The sequence below is a fragment of the Neglectibacter caecimuris genome (assembly GCF_034335015.1).
Lineage (GTDB): Bacteria > Bacillota > Clostridia > Oscillospirales > Acutalibacteraceae > Acutalibacter > Acutalibacter caecimuris_A.
This window is the reverse complement of record NZ_JAWXXK010000004.1, coordinates 161,844-179,732: the sequence shown is the minus strand read 5'-3', so window position 1 is coordinate 179,732 and position 17,889 is coordinate 161,844. Positions and strand designations below refer to the sequence as shown.

The following is a 17,889-nucleotide window of genomic DNA, read 5'->3' as shown; positions in this document are numbered from 1 at the left end:
AAATCCGCTGAACTCAGGATTTGTAGAGCTTTGCCAAGCCCTTGGCCTTTTCACGGAATTGCTCCACCAATTTTTTGGGGGCTGTCAGGCGGATCTCCGGGCCGTGGGAAAAAAGCCAGAGAAAAAGCTCCGGGCCCGCCTCAGCCTTTAAAGCCGCGCGTACCCTTCCTTTCCCAGCCGCTTCCACGGTAAAATCTGAACCGAACCGCTCTGTTACCGCTGCAAGCTGGTCTAAAGGAAACTCCAGGACAAGCTTTTCTGCTTTTTTCTCCTGCTTCGCCGCTTCAGGCGGCTCCGGAAAAAGCTCCCGTTCCTCCGGAAGAAGCGCCAGGCCCTCCAGCTTTTCCAAAGGAAGACGTACAACAGCCCCTTCTTCCGTAAAGGCCAACAGCTCACAGCGGCCACGCTCCACAAGGAGCCTCCAGGGGCTGACAGCAACAGGCCGGGAACTGCTTTTTGCAGCATATTCCGGTTTTCCCTGAGAGGTCAGCTGCCATTTCCAAGGGGTAAAACACACCTTTCTGTTTTCTGAAATGGCGCGGCAAAGGAGCTGTACCGCCGCGGGAACATCTTTTTCAACAGGCTTGTCCACAGTAAATATCTTCTGCCGTAAGGCCTCCGCCTGATAAGCGCTGCACAGAGTCTCCAGCCTGGATCGAAGCGCCTCCGCCTGCTTGCTTGAAAGAAAGGGCGAGACACAGATAGAACCGGCAATCAACTGAAGCTCTTCCAGGGTAAAGGTGCGATCTTCCAAAAAATACTGATACGTTTTTCTCTTTCTGGTTCCGATCTTCAGCCCGGTGCTGCGAAGGGTCTCAATATCATCATAAATGCTTTTTCGCTCTGCGGAAATCCCCATGTTTTCCAGCTTTTGCAGCAGCTCCTGCAGGGTCAGGGTATGCTCCGGATCGGTCTCTGAGAGCAATATTTGACGCAGGCAGAGCAGCTTTTTCTTTTTCTCTGAAACATTTGGCACAAGCGCTCCTCCTTTTTCGCCTGAATCCTGCTCTATCACTCCGGCTTCGGCGCTTTCCTAGCCGGTCTGCCCTTCCGGGCCGGAGCTGACTATTACTGTGATCGTGGAACCATAGTCCAGGGAATCCCCTTCCACATGATCTTTATAGCGGATCACATAACCCGGCTCCACATCTTCGCTGGCTTCTTCCTCCTGCACCGGAGTAAAGCCGTTTTTAATGAGGAGCTGCTGCAGATCGGCAAAGCTGATCCCCTTGATAGAAGGCAGCGTTCTGGTGGGGCTGCCCTTGCTTACCGTTACCAACACGGTATCTCCCCGTGCTATGGTTTCCCCTTTGAAGGGGCTCTGGCTGATAATGTTGCCTTCCTCCACCGTCTCACTGAAAATGCGGTCAGAAACCTTCAGCTTAAACTGGTAGTCGCCGCTTCCCACCTGTTTGACCCACTCGTCATAACTTTCGTTTACCAGATTGGGAACGACCACGGCTTCCTCGGAAGCACTGCCGCCATCAAAGACCTTTTGGATATCACCGATGGACAGCCCCGCGTCCCCCAGCCACATAGAGGCCACAATGACCAACGCGATCAGCGTAACTACACAAGAGCCGATCAGCCATACGGCGGGCGGAAGGCCTTTATTCTGCGGCAGATCCATATCAATGGGCGGCAGCCGGCGGATCGCCTCTGTTTGATCCACCTCGTTCACAATGGCGGGCGCTGCGGAAAGCTCGGTTTTGAACCGCTCAAAGCTGGCCGTGCGCACATTGGGCTTTACCTGCAGGGCGTTGGCAATGGCCGTAACGGCAAAAGGAGGCAAAGCCTTCAGCACCTCCTTGGAAATCATAAGCCGCTGGTCATGTAAGCGCTTCGGAGCCTCCTGAGGCAGCTGCCCTGTCAGGGCAAACAGCATGGAAGCGGCCAGACCATAAACATCGCTGGCTTCTCCGCAAACAGCTTTCTCGCTGTACTGTTCGATAGCGGAGCAGCCGGGAAAAAGTTCTTCTGCCAAGGGAGAGTCTGCCTGCCGGATCGAAGCAATGGAAAAGCCCGTGATAAAAAGCACGCCGCTTTTTGTGACCCGCAGCGTATCAGGGGACACACCCAAATGAGAGATCCCCAAAGAATTCATCAGGCCCAGTGCGGTCAGCACCGGCATAAACATGCGGTTCGTCTCATTCCAGCTGAGGCTTCCTCCCGCGTTTTCCACATAACGCCGCAGGGAAGGGGCGGGTATGTATTCGTAAACGGCATAGGCCGTATAGTTCTCTTCAAAAATATCCAGCACGGAAGCAACTACCGTAAGCTCCCGCAGCCTGCTGACGCCTTTGGAAAGCTGGATAAAATCCTGCAAATGGCGCTCAAACTCCACTTCACACCCTGCTATGGGGATCACATTCTGATCCTCCGCATGCCGGGAAGCTAACGATGCGGGAAAAAACTCCCGGATCTCCACCACACGCTTTGTGGTGCGATCCAGAGCCGCATAAGTAACGCCTTCCCCATTGATCGCCTTGACACGCCCGATCACATACCGGGAGGCAAGCACCGTATGGTGCCGAAGCCCGCCTTGGACTTGAGCTTTTCCATTGTCCCATCCGCACACGGGACAAATTTCGCCCTCCTCCGGGCGGTAACCGGCAAAGCAATTCATGCACAGCTTGCTTTCCATCTCGTCCTCCACTTTTCCCGTGAAGCCGCCTCAGGTGGGGCTTCTCTAACCAAACAAAAACCTTTTTTAGGGCATAGCCCTGACTTCTGGCATATATTTTATCATAAAAAGCCCCAAAAAACAAGAAAAATGATTCCATATCCCCACAAAAAGGGAATGGCGGTACGGAGAACCGTACCGCCAGGGAAATTTCAGTATCTAAATCAGGCTTTATTAATAGAACCGAAGAGTTCCATTTTTTCCTTGACTGTGGCCTTGATCGCCTCAAAGCCGGGAGCCAGCAGCTTGCGGGGGTCGAAGCCCTTGCCCTGCCGGTCCTTTCCCTCTTCAATGTACTTCCGGGTAGCGGCCGCAAAGGAAAGCTGGCACTCCGTATTGACATTTACCTTGGAAACACCCAGAGAAATGGCCTTTTTCACCATTTCCTCAGGAATTCCGGTGCCGCCGTGCAGCACCAGAGGCATGGTTCCGGTCTTTTCCTGGATCTTAGCGAGAACATCAAAGTTCAGGCCCTGCCAGTTTTCGGGATAAACACCGTGAATATTGCCGATACCCGCGGCCAGCATATCCACGCCCAACCCGGCAATGCTCTTGCACTCATCGGGATCGGCAACTTCGCCGCCGCCTACCACGCCGTCCTCTTCACCGCCGATAGCGCCTACCTCAGCCTCCACGGAGATGCCGCGCTCTCCCGCGACGCGAATGACTTCCTTCGTCTTCTCGATATTTTCTTCGATCCCGTAATGGGAGCCGTCAAACATGACGGAGGAGAACCCAGCGTCCATGGCCTTGAAGGCGCCCTCGTAAGAACCGTGATCCAGATGCAGGGCCACGGGAACGGTAATACCCAGGGTGTTGATCATGGCCTTTACCATAGCGGCAACGGTTTCAAAGCCGCACATGTACTTGCCCGCGCCCTCAGAAACACCCAGGATCACAGGAGAATTGTTCTCCTGCGCGGTGAGAAGGATCGCTTTCGTCCATTCCAGGTTGTTGATGTTGAACTGGCCGACGGCGTATTTGCCGGCCTTTGCCTTGGTGAGCATGTCTTTTGCGGAAACCAACATTTTAAAATTCCTCCCAGATAAAGAGATTTTCAACTGCTTTTATTATAGCGAAATCCGCTGGAAAAATCAACCGCTAATTCGTCCCATGCGGAAAGACTCCTGCTGGAAAATCAATTCCGTTCTTTGCGCTGGAGCAAAACCGCTCCGATAATGATCGCACCCTTAAAGGCGGAGCTGAGATAGGGGTCTACCCCGATCAAATTCAACAGATTATTCATCACCGCCACAATCAGCGTGCCGAACACCGTACCGATAATAGAGCCCCTGCCGCCAGACATGCTGGTGCCGCCCACCACCACCGCGGCAATGGCGTCCATTTCATAGCCGCTGCCGCCGCTGGCGTAATCCAGAGAGCCCACACGGGAAAGCTGCAAAATGGAAGCAACGCCCACCAAAAGTCCCATTACGGCATACACCCGGCGCTTTACGCTTTTCACATTGACGCCGGAAAGACTGGTGGTGCGCTCGTTGGAGCCCACCGCAAATACATGGCGGCCGAAAGCAGTGTGCCTGGAAACAACGAACATGGCGACCACGACCAGCGCCCAGTACAGAATGGGCATGATCCGCTGCCCACCGATAGAGGCCTGGGAAATAGCCAGAAATTCGCTGGGAAGGGCCACGCTTTTCCCCTTCATGGAATACTGGGTCACGCTGCGGAAGATCTGCATGGCGCCCAAGGTAGCAATAAAGGGTGGCAGCTTCCCGTAAGAGATCAAAAGGCCGTTGCACTCGCCCAGCGCCAGCGCGAATAAGACTGTAAGCACCACCGCCGCCAAAATGGCGGGCACGCCGGTCAGGCCGAGCTTCCCCAGCAGGCCTACCGTACCGGTGTCCAGCAGCACCAGGCAGAAAGCCCCGGTGGCCGCGTAAAGAGAGCCTACGGAAAGATCGATGCCGCCGGAAATGATGACAAAGGCCATGCCCAGCGAAATGATACCGATCCCCGCGTTATTGCGCAGAATATTGACCCAGTTGGAAAACCACTTTCCCAGCCAGTCCGCCGGAGAAGAAAAGCTGGAATTTACAGTGATCGCGATCGTTTGCAGAATCACCATTACCACCAGGGCCATGCCCGTACTGAACAGCGGATTCGTCCGCCAAAGCCGCGCGAACCGCACAAAAGGATTTTGTTTTGCCTGTTCTGTCTTTTCCACTTACACTGCCTCCCCTGTTCTCATTTCGCCGCCTGTAGCCAGACGCATGATCTCCTGCTCTGTCATTTCCTCACCGTGCAGCTCACCCTGCACCCTGCCGTGGTACATTACCAGGGTACGGTCGCACAGGCGAATGATCTCCTGGGCTTCGCTGGAAAGCACGATGACCGCCACTCCCTGGGCCGCCAGCTCCAGAATGATATCGTAGATATCCTCTTTGGCGCCTACGTCCACGCCCTGAGTAGGATTATCAAAAATAAGCACCTTGGGGTCTGCTCCCAGCCATTTTGCCAGCACTACCTTTTGCTGGTTTCCGCCGGAAAGGCTGCCGATCGGATTTTTTTCGCTGTCCATTTTGATCCGCAGACCATCGGCCCGGATCGCAAAGTCGTTGTGAAGCTTTTTCCAATCCAACAGAAACGCTTTTTTATTTCTGGGCCAGATGACGATGGAGCCGTTCTCCAGAATGTTCATATCGGCAATAATGCCATTTTCCTTCCGGTTCCGGGGAACATAGCCGATCCCCAGCGACATGGCTTTTCTGGTAGAATGGATCTGCGCCGCTTCGCCGGAAACTCTAATCTCGCCGCTGTATTTTCCGCCGCAGCCGAAAATGGTCTGAAAAAGCTCGCTTCTTCCGTCTCCCAAAAGGCCGGTAAAGCCCAAAACCTCACCGGAGCGCACGGAAAAGCTGATTTCCTGGAAGCTGCCTTCCCGGGAAAGGACAGAAGCGCCGAGAACCTCCTGCCCCAGCTCCCGCTGGGTCCTGAGGGATTCGGTGCGTACCTCGTGTCCCACCATGTGCCGGGCAAGCTCATCCACACTGGTATCCGCCGTCTGCCCCTCGGCAACCACCACGCCGTCCCGCAGAACAGTATAGCGAGTACAGATCTCCATGACCTCCTTCAGCTTATGGGAAATGAACACAATAGCGACCCCCTGCTTTTGCAGGGTGCGCATCATATCGAATACCCGCTGGATCTCCGGATCTGTCAGCGAGGTGGTGGGCTCATCCATAATGATAATAGAGGCCTCCATCAAAAGCGCCCGGGCGATCTCCACGATCTGCTTATAGGAAGCGTCCAGCTCCCGCACCATTGTGCGGGGATCCAGCTGAATATCCATCCGTTCAAAAATAGCAGAGCATTTCTCACACATGGCCTTCGCGTCCAGCCAGCCTGCTTTCTTTTTCAACTCTCTGCCAATGAACATATTTTCATATACGGCAAGATCGTTTACCAGGTTTAATTCCTGATGGATAAAGGCAATGCCCGCCGCCAGAGATTCCGCCGGGCTGCGAAACTGTACCTGCTTTCCGTCCAGAAAGATCATACCGGAATCAGCAGGCAGAACGCCGCCGAGAATATTCATCAGGGTAGATTTTCCCGCGCCGTTTTCCCCCAGCAGCGCTGAAATTTCTCCCCTCTTCATGGAGAAATCGATCTGCTTCAAAACATCGTTTGCCCCGAAGGATTTGGAGATCCCCCTCATTTCCAGGGTCATACTATGGATACCTCCCCTTTTTGAAAAAGGCTATGACGCTTCCGCCATAGCCCTTTTCGCTTCTTTCCGGAATTTCACTTTTTAGTAGGGAGAGCTCTCGTCCAGATACTCGCCGCAGTTTTCCTTATCCACCACGGTAGTGGGAATGATCTTTACTTCCTCTACTTTTTCACCCTTCAGAAGAGCAAGAGCGTTATCTACGGCGTCCTGCACCATGATGGGGCTGTAGAGAGCGGACTGAATGTTGATATCGGCATTTTCTGCGTCGGCCATCATCTTGAAATACTCCTGGCACCCGCCGCCGCCGGTAATCACTTTGACGTCGGTACGGCCCGCTTCCTTCAAAGCGTTCAGAACGCCGATGGAAGTCTCATCATCCATGGAGAACACGGCGTCGATCTGATCGTGCTTCGCGAGGATATCGGAGAAATCCTTCTGGCCGTCGTCACGGGTAAACTTTGTGGCATAGGTCTCCACCGTCATATCAGGAGCGATCTCCGCGATCTTCTCCTCAAAGCCCTTCTGGCGCAGTTCGGAAACAGAGCCGGAGGAGGGCACGTTCAGCATGATCACGGTGCCGGTGGTGCCGATCTTATCCACAATGTACTGAGCGCTCTGGCGGCCCATGTCCTCGTTATCGCCGGAAACGCGATACACGCCATTACATTTGATCTCGATATCGAAGTTCACGACCGGGATCCCTTCATCGATCAAAGTCTGAATGGGGCTCTCCATGCCTTCCCACTGGGGGAACGCCACCACAGCCTGTACCCCCCAGGTTCTGAGGTCGTCGATCTGGCTGGTCATTTCTTCAGCGTTGTTGCTGGTGAGCAGCTTGTACTCGATCTCGCCCTTGCCGGCAAGCTCGTCACAGCGCTGCTGGGCATAATAGGCAACGCCCGCCACCCAGCCGTGGGTCACAGCCGGAGCCAGCACGCCGATTTTGTACTTTTCGCCGGTGGCGGCAGTGCTGCCGGTAGAAGCGGTGGAGCCTGTGGAACCATCAGGATCCGCAGAAGAATTGCCGCCGTTGCCGCAGCCGGCAAAACAGGCGCACAGCAGCGCCAATGCCAAAATCAGAGAAAAAACTTTCTTCATGGTAATTTCCTCCTAGAGCTTTCGCTCTAACATATTCGCAGTATGCCAAATACTGGCTTCCGCTTTCCGTATTATAGCAAAGGCTTCCGAACATTTCAAGTATAATCCATGATTTTTTCCATAAAAGGGAAAGCCTGCTCCCTTTCATTTAAGAAAGCAGAATTTTCACATTTTCGTCAATGGGCGTCTCCGGAAAATCCTTTTATGAAATTTTTCGCCGCCTCCCGGAACGAAGATCCCCTGCTCTTCCCCGGAAAAGGGAATCAATCCGCCTTCTCCTTTATCCGGTGATAATCGGAAATAACGTTTTCCAGCGTAATGGTTTTCAAGCTGTCGCATAAATCGTTTCGAATTTTCTGATAAGAACAGTTGAGCACATTGTGAATATTCCTCCCTACAGGACAGAGGGCGGATGGCAGCGGATGAACACCGATCAGCTTTGAAGAAAAATCCGGCTCGATCGCCATGCAGATGCGATAGATGGTTATTTCATCGGCAGGACAATTCAGCGCGGCGCCGCCGGTTCCGGCTTTAACTGATATTATCCCTTCCTTTTTCAAAGCGCTTATGATCGTTCGGACCGTCACAGAGTTGATTCCTGTAGAGCGTGACAAAAGTCCGCTGGTAACTTTATGAATGTTCCCGTATTCATAGATAAAAACAAGGCAATGAATTGCGATAGAGCACTTGGTAGTGATATGCATGGAGCTTCTCCTCCTTAAAAGCTTAGAACAGTATATCCCATACTATACCACAGGTTTTTTTAGACGTAAACGTTGACATTACACCTCGGCACTGCTACAATGATGTAAATCTAAAAATTACAGGAGCGTGTAACTATGAAGCTTTATCAAATTGATTTCAGCCCGACCGGAGGAACCGTCAGGGTGGCGGACGTAATAAGCAAGGCGCTGGAAATGCCTGTCAGTAAAATCGATCTGTCTGAAGCAGCGACAGATTTTTCCGCAGTCAGCTTGGAGAAAGAGGATCTGGCGGTGATCGCGGTTCCTTCCTATGGAGGACGTGTTCCGGCGACGGCGACCCAACGGATCGAAAAAATCAACGGCAACCACGCGGCCTGCGTGATCGTCTGCGTATACGGCAACCGGGCCTATGAGGATACCCTGGTCGAGCTGAACGATATCGCGGAAAAAAGCGGCTTCCGGGTCATTGCCGCCATCGCCGCTGTCGCGGAGCATTCTATTCTGCGTCAATACGCTTCGGGAAGACCGGATTCGGAGGATGAGGCTGAGCTGCGCCGCTTTTGTGATCGTATTCTGGAAAAGCTTCGTGAAAAAACATCAGATTTCTCCGCGCCGCAAATTCCCGGAAGCCGCCCCTATAAGCAGACGGGTCAGGGTGGCTTGATCCCAAAAGCAAACAGCAAGTGTACCGGCTGCGGTCTCTGTGCCGAGAAGTGTCCCACGCAGGCCATCAGCAGAAACGATCTGAAGCTTGCTGACAGCAAAAAATGCATCTCCTGTATGCGATGCGTCGCATTGTGCCCCCAGGGAGCCCGCAGCGTTAACAAAGTTATGGTTTCCGCCGCCGCATTGGCGATCAAGAAGGCCTGCTCAACAAAAAAGCGGAATGAATTATACCTCTGAACAGCATACTATTAAGATAACGCACGGCTTTTCCGGCGCTCGATCTTTTCCTGTTATTTGTCGGAAAATAAAGTATAGTAATTTAGTATATTTTTCTTGACAAGCACCTGACCAAGGTGCTACAGTATAGAAAAATTAAAAATTTGGGCTTTCGGGCCTTCGGGCGTGTTTTGAAGCGCTTTCTGCTTCTGGAAAGGAAGGGTATTCTATGACAAAGGAAAAATTCTCCGTTACCGGCATGAGCTGTTCCGCCTGCTCCGCCCATGTGGAAAAAAGCGTTTCCGCACTGACGGGCGTACAGGAGGTCACGGTAAACCTGCTGACCAACAGCATGCAGGTGGAATACGATGAAACCTCTGTTTCGGAAAAAGACATTGTAAAGGCTGTCAAAAAGGGTGGTTACGGCGCCGCGCCGGACAAGGCGGAAGGAATGCGCGCAGCCGCCGCGGAAGAAGCCCTGCCGGAAAGTGCAGCGGCGTTAAAGCAAATGAAGTTTCGCTTTCTGTTTTCCCTGTGCTTTTTGATCCCTCTCATGTATCTTTCCATGCACCATATGTTTTGGGAATGGCTTGGGCTTCCTGTCCCCTCTCTTATCACACGATACTTCCACGGTACGGAAAACGCCGTGACCTTCGCGCTGACTCAGCTGCTTCTGCTGCTCCCCATCGTATTCGCCAACCAGAAATACTACCGGAACGGGTTTCCCTCTCTGTTCCGGGGCCACCCCAACATGGACAGCCTGATCGCCATCGGCTCCGGCGCTGCCATTCTTTACGGCATTTTCGCTCTGTACCGCATTGGTTTCGGCCTGGGTCATGGGGATCTCGCCACGGTGGAGCACTACTCCATGGATCTTTATTTTGAATCTGCGGGTACGATCCTCACCCTGATCACACTGGGAAAATATCTGGAAACAAAATCAAAGGGGCGCACCGGTGAGGCCATTACAAAGCTCATCGGACTGACCCCGAAAACCGCTCTGGTCGTGCGGGACGGCGAGGAAGTGGAGGTACCTGTGGGCGAGATCCTGGTAGGCGACTGCATCGCTATAAAGCCGGGAGCTTCCATTCCGGTGGACGGCGTGATCACCGAAGGCTCTACCAGCATCGATGAATCCGCTATTACGGGAGAAAGCATTCCTGTGGAGAAAAAGGAAGGAGACTCTGTGATCTCTGCTACCGTCAATAAAACCGGATATTTCCGCTTTCAGGCTACGAAGGTGGGAGAAGATACCACTATCTCCCAAATCGTCCGGCTGGTGGAGGAAGCCAGCGCCAGCAAAGCGCCTATCGCCAGGCTGGCGGATAAGATCTCCGGCATTTTTGTGCCCACGGTGATCGCCATTGCCCTGATCGCCTCCGTGGTTTGGCTGCTTTTGGGCGCTACGGCGGAATTTGCCCTTTCCATCGGCATTTCCGTGCTGGTGATCTCCTGTCCCTGCGCATTGGGGCTGGCTACCCCCGTGGCCATTATGGTGGGTACGGGAAAAGGAGCGGAAAACGGCATTTTGATCAAATCCGGCGAGGCGCTGGAAACCGCCCACAGCATTGACACGGTGGTGTTGGACAAAACCGGGACCATTACACAGGGAACTCCCAAAATCACGGACGTGATCCCCCTGGCGGCAAGCGCCGAAAAGCTCCTGGCCGTAGCCTACAGCTTGGAAAAGCAAAGCGAGCACCCGCTGGCTGAAGCTGTAGTTGCTTATGCGGAGGAGCAGGGGTGCTCCCCGCTGCCAAGCGATGAATTTCAGGCGGTATTCGGACGGGGCATTTCCGCCAGTATAGAAGGAAAAAAATATTTTGCGGGAAATCTCGCCTATCTGGAAGAGCTGGGAATTGCCCGAGCGGAGGAACACAAGGAGCTTTGGGAAACCGTGGCGCGGCTTGCCGATGAAGGAAAAACACCGCTGCTTTTCGCGGACAAAAAAGATGTTTTAGGGCTCCTTGCCGCCGCCGATGTGATAAAGCCCACCAGCGAGGAAGCGATCAAGGCGTTCCGGGAGCTGGGCGTTCAGACTGTAATGCTCACCGGAGACAACGCCCGCACAGCGGAGGCGATCCGGAAAAAGCTGAACATTCCGGAGGTGATCTCTGAGGTGCTGCCCCAGGACAAGGAACGAAAGATCGCCGAGTTCCAGAGCCGGGGAAAAAAGGTGGCCATGATCGGTGATGGGGTCAACGACGCCCCCGCCCTGACCCGGGCCGATGTGGGCATTGCCATCGGTGCGGGCTCTGATATCGCCATTGAAAGCGCCGATATCGTATTGGTAAAAAGTGATCTGCTGGACGCCGTAACGGCGATCCGCCTGAGCCGGGCCGTAATGCGGAACATCAAGGAAAACCTGTTCTGGGCTTTCTTCTATAATTCCATCGGCATTCCGCTGGCGGCAGGAGCGCTTTTCTTCCTGGGCCTGCGGCTGAACCCCATGTTCGGCGCCGCCGCCATGAGCCTTTCCAGCGTGTGCGTAGTCTCCAATGCCCTGCGCCTGAAATTTTTCAAGCCCACAAAGCGGCGCGCCTGAAAAAACAGGTAAACTGGAATTTGTAGGGCTAACGAACAGCAGAAACTTCTTGCCTCCCCTGAAAGGGGAGGGGGACCACCGTCAGGTGGTGGAGAGGTTCCAGCTCGCTGGAAATCCGCATAAAACCAGTGATTTCCTTTTCTTCTGTCGGAACCTCTCAGTCACGGCAAAGCCGTGACAGCTCCCCTTTCAGGGGAGCCAAGGGTAACTGCTAAATTATAATTTACCAACGAACTGCCACCTTCACAAAGAATGACAAGTAATATAATAAAAACACCTGAAAACAAGGAGCGCTGCTAAGACATCCCTTTGCAGCGCTCCTTGTTTTCGCACTATTATCCCTTCCTGCCAAAATAGCGGTTTACCTGTTTTTGATAGCTTTCATACTGCTCACCAAAGGCTTCCCTTAAAAAATCCTCCTCCACATTTACAATTTGCAGGTGCAGCATAAGAATTGCAAAAAGTGTGGGTACCAGCAGCCCCCAGTGAAAAAACAAAAGCAGCAGGCCGATATAAAGAAGATCGAAGCCAAGGAAAGCGGGGTTACGGCTCCAAGCGTAAATACCGGAGGTGACCAATTTTGTTTGAGCCTCTTCCGGTACGCCGGCGCGCCAGCTGTCCCCCATGGTCACCACCGAAAGGGCAAACACCACCACACCCAGGAAACCGAGCACAACGCCTGTGATCCTGGCCCATACGGGGAGCACGCACACATTCAGGCAAAGCATGACTGCCTCCACCGGTACTACCAGATACGTGGAAAGCTTTGTCAGAAGCTCAACTGTTCTGACAACCCCCTGTTTTCCCTTTCCCAGCTGGTCGGTATCGATCCCCCGCTTTCGCTGTGACAGCATTTTCCAAAAATAGCAGCCGTAAAACAGCGTAAGCAGGCATAGGCCGATGATCTGAAAAACCATGCTTCTGCATCCCCCAATCTGATCGATTGAGTTAAATGATAACCAGTTTCCCCGGATAAAGCAAGAAAATAATTTTTTGCACAGGGTCTTCTCAAAAACGGTCAACAGGGTTACAATGAAAGCACCTTGACCGAAGCGGTCTATCACAGGAGGCAGTATGAATCCGAAATTTTTTGAGCTTTCCCCGGAAAAGCAGCAGAGGATCCTCAACGCGGGGTTCCGGGTTTTTTCGGAAAACAGCTATCGAAAAAGCCCGGTGCGAGAGGTGGCGGAAGCTGCCGGGATCAGCAAATCGCTGCTATTTCACTATTTTCATAACAAAAAGGAGCTTTATCTGTTCCTGTGGGAAAAGGGCGCTGAGATCACCATGGAGGCCTTACAGGAGTCCCGCTGCTACGAGCCCACCGATCTTTTTGAAATGATGGAGCGGGGCATGCGGGCAAAATTAAAGATCATGGAGCAATACCCCCACATTGCCGTCTTTACGGTGAAGGCCTTCTATGAAAAGGAGCCTGAGCTTCGGGAAGAAATACAGAAAAGCTACCGTAGGCTGTTTGACGGCAAGGCGACCGCTGCCCTGGCGGCGCTGGACCCCCGGGATTTTGTTCCTGGGCTGGACCTGCAGATGATGTACCGGGAAATGTACTGGGCGTCTTAAGGCTACCTTTGGGAAATGCTGCAGCGGGGCGGTCTGGACCCGAAACAGATGGAGCGGGATTTTCAAGGGCTTTTGGCGTTTTGGAAAAGCATTTATCAAAGCCGGGAGAAAAAAGCGGAGAAAGAAGGGAAAAAGTATGAATGCTATTGAAATGAACGATCTGACAAAATATTACGGGAAAACCCGTGGGATCGAAAACCTAAGCCTACGTGTTCCCAAAGGTGATTTTTTCGGCTTTATCGGCCCCAACGGCGCCGGGAAAAGCACCGTGATCCGAACGCTGCTGGGCCTGATCTCCCCTACCGGCGGCTCCGCCGCGATTTTCGGAAAACCCATAGAAGCCTACAAAACTCAGCTGCTGGGGGAAATCGGCTACCTGCCTTCCGAAACCATGTTCTACAGCAGTATGCGGGTAAGAGATGTTCTGAAGCTCTCGGGGGAGCTTCGAAAAAAGGACTGCGCTTCGGAGGCGAAGCGGCTTTGTGAACGGTTGAAGCTGGATCCCGCCCGGCGAGTGCGGGAGCTTTCTCTGGGCAACCGAAAAAAAGTGGGGATCGTCTGTGCCCTGCAGCACCGGCCCACCCTCTATATTTTAGACGAGCCCACCAGCGGCCTGGACCCCTTGATCCAGCGGGAATTTTACCGGCTTTTGCAGGAGCGCGCGGAAGAAGGCGCCACCGTGTTTTTATCCTCCCACGTTCTTTCTGAGATCCAGCGCTACTGCCGCCACGCCGCCGTGATCCGGGAAGGCAGGCTTCTTGCCTGCGACAGCGTGGAACGACTGGGTCATACCGGGGCTAAGCGTGTGACCCTGCGCGGCGTTACAAAAGCGCCTGCCCTGGAACAGATCAGGGATATCAGGGTATGGGAAAGCTCTGTCAGCTTTCTGTACAGCGGCGAACCGAACCAGCTGCTGAAAGAATTATCCGCCCTCCCCCTTTCTGACCTTACGATCACAGAGCCGGATCTGGAGGAGATATTTCTTCACTATTATACCATAAGCGCCATGGGCGCGTTGGTATAATGTGTCCATCGCTCGTCTGAGCGAAGCGAAGAACTGAGCGGGACAATTTAATTTGTATAATATCCGCACGCTCTTTGCGGATATTATACCATAAGCGCCATGGGCGCGTTGGTATAATGTGTCCATGGCTCGTCTGAGCGAAGCGAAGAACTGAGCGGGACAATTTAATTTGTATAATATCCGCACGCTCTTTGCGGATATTATACCATAAGCGCCATGGGCGCGTTGGTATAATGTGTCCATCGCTCGTCTGAGCGAAGCGAAGAACTGAGCGGGACAATTTAATTTGTATAATATCCGCACGCTCTTTGCGGATATTATACCATAAGCGCCATGGGCGCATTGGTATAATGTGTCCATGGCTCGTCTGAGCGAAGCGAAGAACTGAGCGGGACAATTTAATTGGTATAATGTGCCGATTGCCCGTTGTCGAAGCACAAACTGGGCAAGGCAAATTTTAATCTTATCCTATCCGCACGACCTTTGCGGATAGGATACAAAGGAGGAGCCTGCGCATGACCATTCTGAAGCATGAATTGAAGGAAGGCCGAATTTCCCTGCTGATTTGGGCGGCCGCCATTTCTTTTCTTCTCGGAGTCTGCATTTTAATCTATCCCGAAATGGAAAAACAGATGGGTGAGATCAGCGCCATGTTTGCCGATATGGGAGGTTTTTCCCAGGCCTTTGGCATGGATCGGGTCAATTTCGGGGAATTTTCCGGCTTTTTCGCGGTGGAATGCGGCAACGTACTGGGGCTGGGCGGCGCCCTTTTCGCGGCGCTGCTGGGGATCTCCGCTTTCGCCAAGGAAGAAAAGGAGCACACGGCGGAATTCCTGTTATCCCACCCCGTTTCCCGCACCGCCGTAGCAGCCGGAAAGCTGGGCGCGATCCTTGTACAGCTTTTCCTGCTTACTCTGGCGTCCATGCTGGTCACCCTGCTGTGCATGGTCATGATCCGGGAAACAATACCCTTCTCCACCCTGGCCCTGCTGTTTTCCTCGTATTTCTTCATGCAGCTGGAAACCGCGACGATCACCTTTGGGATCTCCGCCTTTCTGCGCCGGGGCGGCATGGGGATCGGCCTGGGGCTTGCGGCTTTGTTTTACTTTGTAAACCTGCTTTCTAACCTGTTGGAGGAAACGAAATTTCTAAAATATTTCACCCCCTTCGGCTACGCGGAGGGAGCGGATATCCTGACAGAGCATTCGATCCCGCTGAATTATTTCGCGGTGGGTATGGTCTTTTCCCTGGCCGGGATCCTTCTGGCCTTTTGGCAGTACCGAAGAAAGGATATCAGCTGAACAAAGGGCGGCGCTGGCACTCGTGAAGCTGCTTGGTGCAAACGAACAGCTTCCGGCCCGATCACAACCAGGCAGACAAATTGGAATTTAGCGGCGAGAGAAAGCCTACCCTTACTTGTAGAGGGAAAACAGACTGCTGCGCAGTCTACGGGGACCACCGATAGGTGGTGGAAAGGATAGTCACACGCAGAAAGTAGGATAAAACCGCCAGCTTCAATCCCCTCAGTCACGGCTTTGCCGTGACTGCTCCCCTTATAAATAAGTGGAGCCTAAGGGCGATAAACTATAATTTAATAAATATCTACTTGCTTGCCTCTTATTCTAGCCCGATCCCCAAAAAAGAAGTGATCTTGCCATAAGGGTATTCCCCCTCGATCAGACCAAACTCTGGATCGTAATAGAGACCGTGATGCAGCAGCGTCCAGTGGGTGTATCCGGCGTTTGTATGTACGGTCAGGATCGAAACCTCCGCGGGGATCGGGTTTTTCTTGGAGATCCGCATGTTTCGCTCTCGGTGCTTTATGCCGTAAAAATCTAAAATCTCCATGAGCTGCCCAATGCTGGTGGGGCCAGCGGTTTTCATATCCCGGATCACCTCGTCCACCGATTTTTCCGTGAGCATAGCGATACAGGCCTGCCCACAGGTTTCCGGCGTGGGCTGCATAATAAGCTCCATTTTATTTTCTCCTCTGTAAAACAGATTTTATCTTGCGATAGAAAAGAAAGCAAGCTATACTGAAAGGAAACCATAGAAAGGCGGAATCTGCTTGAAAAGCTTTCCAAAAAGGATCTATGACTTGGTTTCACAAATTCCGGCGGGCAAAGTGGCGACCTATGGCCAGCTTGCCGCCATGGCCGGCAGCCCAAGAGCCGCCAGGATCGTGGGAGCCGCCATGTACCGGGCTCCTGCCGGGCTTCCCTGCCACCGGGTCCTCTATAGTGACGGCAGGCTGTGTTGTGACCGAGCCTTCGGCGGAAAGGAATTTCAGCGCGATATGCTGGAGCGCGAGGGTATCTCCTTCCTTTCAGACAGCAGAGTGGATCTGAAACAGCACCTTTGGGACGGTGAAGGCGGCTTGCGGATAGAGTAATTTCCCTATTCTCTGGCCAAGCTGTTTATCAGCTCCGTTACCCTTTCCAGAGTTCCGTCCAGAAAATTCATTGCTACCGGGCGGTGGGCCACCCCGGAGATCAGCGAAAGATGAAATTCGTGAAGCAGAGAATCGATCAAGAACATTTTTTGCGGATAGCCTTCCGCCGCGCTCCAATCTCTGAGAAAGGCCTCAAACACTTTGGCCGCCGCGCCGGTAGGCATATTGTTTCTGCGATAGCTTCGGCGGTATTCCCTATAGGAATACTGATAACCGCACCGGCACTCTCTGAAATCGTCATCTCCCGACAGCTCAGCCTGACAGTGGTGACATCGGATCGCATATCTTTCCATACGCTCCATATCTTCTTTTCCGTACTTGCAGCGAAGATACAGAGTTAAACCGATTTCATCGGCAAGCTCTGTGTCCTGAATCCCCTTGGCGTCCAGCAAATAAAGCCTTCTAAGCTTTTGGGGCTTCAGCTTTTCCGGCCAATGAAACACATTATATTTCTGCGGAACGATCCGGTCCCGCAACGCCGCTTTCTCTTCGCGCTCCCGTTCGATCCGCCTTTTGTTTCTTTCCGCCTGCCTTATGTTTTTTTTCGCAATTTTACGCACAAGCGTCTCTCCGTTTTCAGCATAAAGGCTGTCAACATATTCCAACAGCAGGCGATAGCTTTTCCGATCCTTTACTTTGATTTCTCCTACCAGAAAGGCATCCTGATCTATTATGATCCCGGTGATCAAATACACGCCGGATCTGCCAACGCGATACGTCCAGCCATTCTTTTCCGACCAAACCGGAATACCGAACCTCAAATCAAAATGCTCCTGAAGGTATTCGGCAAAGCCGCGAAACAGCTCTGAGATATCGCTGCCCCAAAACGCCTCCAGCTCTGCCATCTCCGGAATATGATTTTTTGGAAAGCACTCCCGAAAGCTGTTCATCACAGAAGCTCTCCTTCCCGCTTATTTGGAAAGGCTGGGCTTTTTGACTTTTCAGGGTTTTCTTTCCCTGAAGGATTACAGCATGTTTTTCGATACCGCACTTCCCCATCGTCCCTGTAGATTTCCCGATAGCCCAGCTTTTTGTAAAAACTGTTGGTGCGCCGGTTCCATACCGGTGTTTCCAGGCTCCAGCTGGCGACCTCCGGATAGCTTCGCTCCAGTTCTTCCATCAATTTTTTCCCATAACCTTTTCGAAAAAATACCGGGTCGATAAAGATCCTGCCGACATACATAGAGGACTTTATCGCTTTGATCCCCAAAAACAATGGCGCCGCCCAAGAGCCTGTC

17 protein-coding genes are annotated in these 17,889 nt (G+C 52.8%); 6 read left to right on the top strand and 11 right to left on the bottom strand.

The features are described 5' to 3' along the window. Positions 1-13: 13 nt before the first annotated feature. The 7 genes from U8T64_RS07140 to U8T64_RS07110 all read right to left on the bottom strand — a co-directional run bounded on the left by U8T64_RS07140 (position 14) and on the right by U8T64_RS07110 (position 8,173). Entirely contained in the window at positions 14-976 is a 963-nt protein-coding gene (locus U8T64_RS07140) for a helix-turn-helix transcriptional regulator (RefSeq protein ID WP_322182361.1), read from the bottom strand. Between the two features lie 57 nt (positions 977-1,033). After that, positions 1,034-2,644, bottom strand: coding sequence for a PASTA domain-containing protein (locus tag U8T64_RS07135; protein ID WP_322182360.1), 1,611 nt, complete (start codon positions 2,642-2,644; stop codon positions 1,034-1,036). 203 nt (positions 2,645-2,847) lie between these two features. Further along, the gene (fba, locus tag U8T64_RS07130) at positions 2,848-3,711 is read right to left on the bottom strand and encodes a class II fructose-1,6-bisphosphate aldolase (protein ID WP_322182359.1); all 864 of its coding nucleotides are present in this window, start codon (positions 3,709-3,711) and stop codon (positions 2,848-2,850) included. 110 nt (positions 3,712-3,821) lie between these two features. After that, positions 3,822-4,868 (bottom strand): ABC transporter permease, encoded by a 1,047-nt coding sequence (locus tag U8T64_RS07125; RefSeq protein ID WP_322182357.1) that lies wholly within the window; start codon positions 4,866-4,868, stop codon positions 3,822-3,824. Then, on the bottom strand, positions 4,869-6,371 hold the full coding sequence (locus U8T64_RS07120) for a sugar ABC transporter ATP-binding protein (protein WP_322182356.1): 1,503 nt from the start codon (positions 6,369-6,371) through the stop codon (positions 4,869-4,871). An 81-nt stretch (positions 6,372-6,452) separates the two neighbouring features. Then, a complete protein-coding gene (locus U8T64_RS07115) occupies positions 6,453-7,469 on the bottom strand; it encodes an ABC transporter substrate-binding protein (protein WP_322182355.1) in 1,017 nt (338 codons plus the stop codon). 263 nt (positions 7,470-7,732) lie between these two features. After that, the gene (locus U8T64_RS07110; protein WP_322182354.1) at positions 7,733-8,173 is read right to left on the bottom strand and encodes an RrF2 family transcriptional regulator; all 441 of its coding nucleotides are present in this window, start codon (positions 8,171-8,173) and stop codon (positions 7,733-7,735) included. A gap of 135 nt (positions 8,174-8,308) precedes the next feature. On the opposite strand from U8T64_RS07110, the gene U8T64_RS07105 reads away from it, so the two are divergent. Next, positions 8,309-9,076, top strand: coding sequence for an EFR1 family ferrodoxin (locus tag U8T64_RS07105; RefSeq protein WP_322182353.1), 768 nt, complete (start codon positions 8,309-8,311; stop codon positions 9,074-9,076). A gap of 208 nt (positions 9,077-9,284) precedes the next feature. Beyond that, a complete protein-coding gene (locus U8T64_RS07100; RefSeq protein ID WP_322182351.1) occupies positions 9,285-11,600 on the top strand; it encodes a heavy metal translocating P-type ATPase in 2,316 nt (771 codons plus the stop codon). Between the two features lie 335 nt (positions 11,601-11,935). Here the strand turns inward: U8T64_RS07100 and U8T64_RS07095 are convergent, their stop codons facing one another. Then, complete coding sequence (locus U8T64_RS07095) at positions 11,936-12,517, bottom strand: methyltransferase family protein (RefSeq protein WP_322182349.1); 582 nt, start codon at positions 12,515-12,517, stop codon at positions 11,936-11,938. A gap of 157 nt (positions 12,518-12,674) precedes the next feature. Here U8T64_RS07095 and U8T64_RS07090 point away from each other — a divergent pair, with 157 nt between their 5' ends. The 3 genes from U8T64_RS07090 (at position 12,675) to U8T64_RS07080 (ending at position 15,500) form a co-directional block, all read left to right on the top strand. Further along, positions 12,675-13,175: a TetR/AcrR family transcriptional regulator gene (locus U8T64_RS07090; protein WP_322182347.1), complete on the top strand. Its 501-nt coding sequence runs from the start codon at positions 12,675-12,677 to the stop codon at positions 13,173-13,175. A gap of 136 nt (positions 13,176-13,311) precedes the next feature. Beyond that, positions 13,312-14,199, top strand: coding sequence for an ABC transporter ATP-binding protein (locus U8T64_RS07085; protein WP_322182346.1), 888 nt, complete (start codon positions 13,312-13,314; stop codon positions 14,197-14,199). Positions 14,200-14,714: 515 nt separating this feature from the next. After that, complete coding sequence (locus U8T64_RS07080) at positions 14,715-15,500, top strand: DUF2705 family protein (protein ID WP_322182344.1); 786 nt, start codon at positions 14,715-14,717, stop codon at positions 15,498-15,500. Positions 15,501-15,816: 316 nt separating this feature from the next. Here the strand turns inward: U8T64_RS07080 and U8T64_RS07075 are convergent, their stop codons facing one another. Further along, positions 15,817-16,176, bottom strand: coding sequence for a hypothetical protein (locus U8T64_RS07075; RefSeq protein WP_322182342.1), 360 nt, complete (start codon positions 16,174-16,176; stop codon positions 15,817-15,819). A 91-nt stretch (positions 16,177-16,267) separates the two neighbouring features. Between U8T64_RS07075 and U8T64_RS07070 the strand changes: the two genes are divergently transcribed. Further along, positions 16,268-16,591, top strand: a complete 324-nt coding sequence (locus tag U8T64_RS07070; protein WP_322182340.1) for an MGMT family protein — start codon at positions 16,268-16,270, stop codon at positions 16,589-16,591. 5 nt (positions 16,592-16,596) lie between these two features. Here U8T64_RS07070 and U8T64_RS07065 read toward each other — a convergent pair whose 3' ends face one another. Further along, positions 16,597-17,544: a hypothetical protein gene (locus U8T64_RS07065; protein WP_322182338.1), complete on the bottom strand. Its 948-nt coding sequence runs from the start codon at positions 17,542-17,544 to the stop codon at positions 16,597-16,599. Beyond that, positions 17,541-17,834, bottom strand: coding sequence for a GNAT family N-acetyltransferase (locus tag U8T64_RS07060; protein WP_322183038.1), 294 nt, complete (start codon positions 17,832-17,834; stop codon positions 17,541-17,543). Before U8T64_RS07060 ends, U8T64_RS07065 begins: the two co-directional genes overlap by 4 nt. Between the last annotated feature and the right edge of the window lie 55 nt (positions 17,835-17,889).

What these genes read in the sequence shown, in the direction of transcription:
- fba (WP_322182359.1), bottom strand. Translation starts at nt 3,711, where the DNA reads ATGTTGGTTTCCGCAAAAGACATGCTCACCAAGGCAAAGGCCGGCAAA.
- U8T64_RS07075 (WP_322182342.1), bottom strand. Translation starts at nt 16,176, where the DNA reads ATGGAGCTTATTATGCAGCCCACGCCGGAAACCTGTGGGCAGGCCTGT.
- U8T64_RS07080 (WP_322182344.1), top strand. Translation starts at nt 14,715, where the DNA reads ATGACCATTCTGAAGCATGAATTGAAGGAAGGCCGAATTTCCCTGCTG.
- U8T64_RS07110 (WP_322182354.1), bottom strand. Translation starts at nt 8,173, where the DNA reads ATGCATATCACTACCAAGTGCTCTATCGCAATTCATTGCCTTGTTTTT.
- U8T64_RS07090 (WP_322182347.1), top strand. Translation starts at nt 12,675, where the DNA reads ATGAATCCGAAATTTTTTGAGCTTTCCCCGGAAAAGCAGCAGAGGATC.
- U8T64_RS07105 (WP_322182353.1), top strand. Translation starts at nt 8,309, where the DNA reads ATGAAGCTTTATCAAATTGATTTCAGCCCGACCGGAGGAACCGTCAGG.
- U8T64_RS07120 (WP_322182356.1), bottom strand. Translation starts at nt 6,371, where the DNA reads ATGACCCTGGAAATGAGGGGGATCTCCAAATCCTTCGGGGCAAACGAT.
- U8T64_RS07135 (WP_322182360.1), bottom strand. Translation starts at nt 2,644, where the DNA reads ATGGAAAGCAAGCTGTGCATGAATTGCTTTGCCGGTTACCGCCCGGAG.
- U8T64_RS07060 (WP_322183038.1), bottom strand. Translation starts at nt 17,834, where the DNA reads ATGTATGTCGGCAGGATCTTTATCGACCCGGTATTTTTTCGAAAAGGT.
- U8T64_RS07095 (WP_322182349.1), bottom strand. Translation starts at nt 12,517, where the DNA reads ATGGTTTTTCAGATCATCGGCCTATGCCTGCTTACGCTGTTTTACGGC.
- U8T64_RS07100 (WP_322182351.1), top strand. Translation starts at nt 9,285, where the DNA reads ATGACAAAGGAAAAATTCTCCGTTACCGGCATGAGCTGTTCCGCCTGC.
- U8T64_RS07115 (WP_322182355.1), bottom strand. Translation starts at nt 7,469, where the DNA reads ATGAAGAAAGTTTTTTCTCTGATTTTGGCATTGGCGCTGCTGTGCGCC.
- U8T64_RS07085 (WP_322182346.1), top strand. Translation starts at nt 13,312, where the DNA reads ATGAATGCTATTGAAATGAACGATCTGACAAAATATTACGGGAAAACC.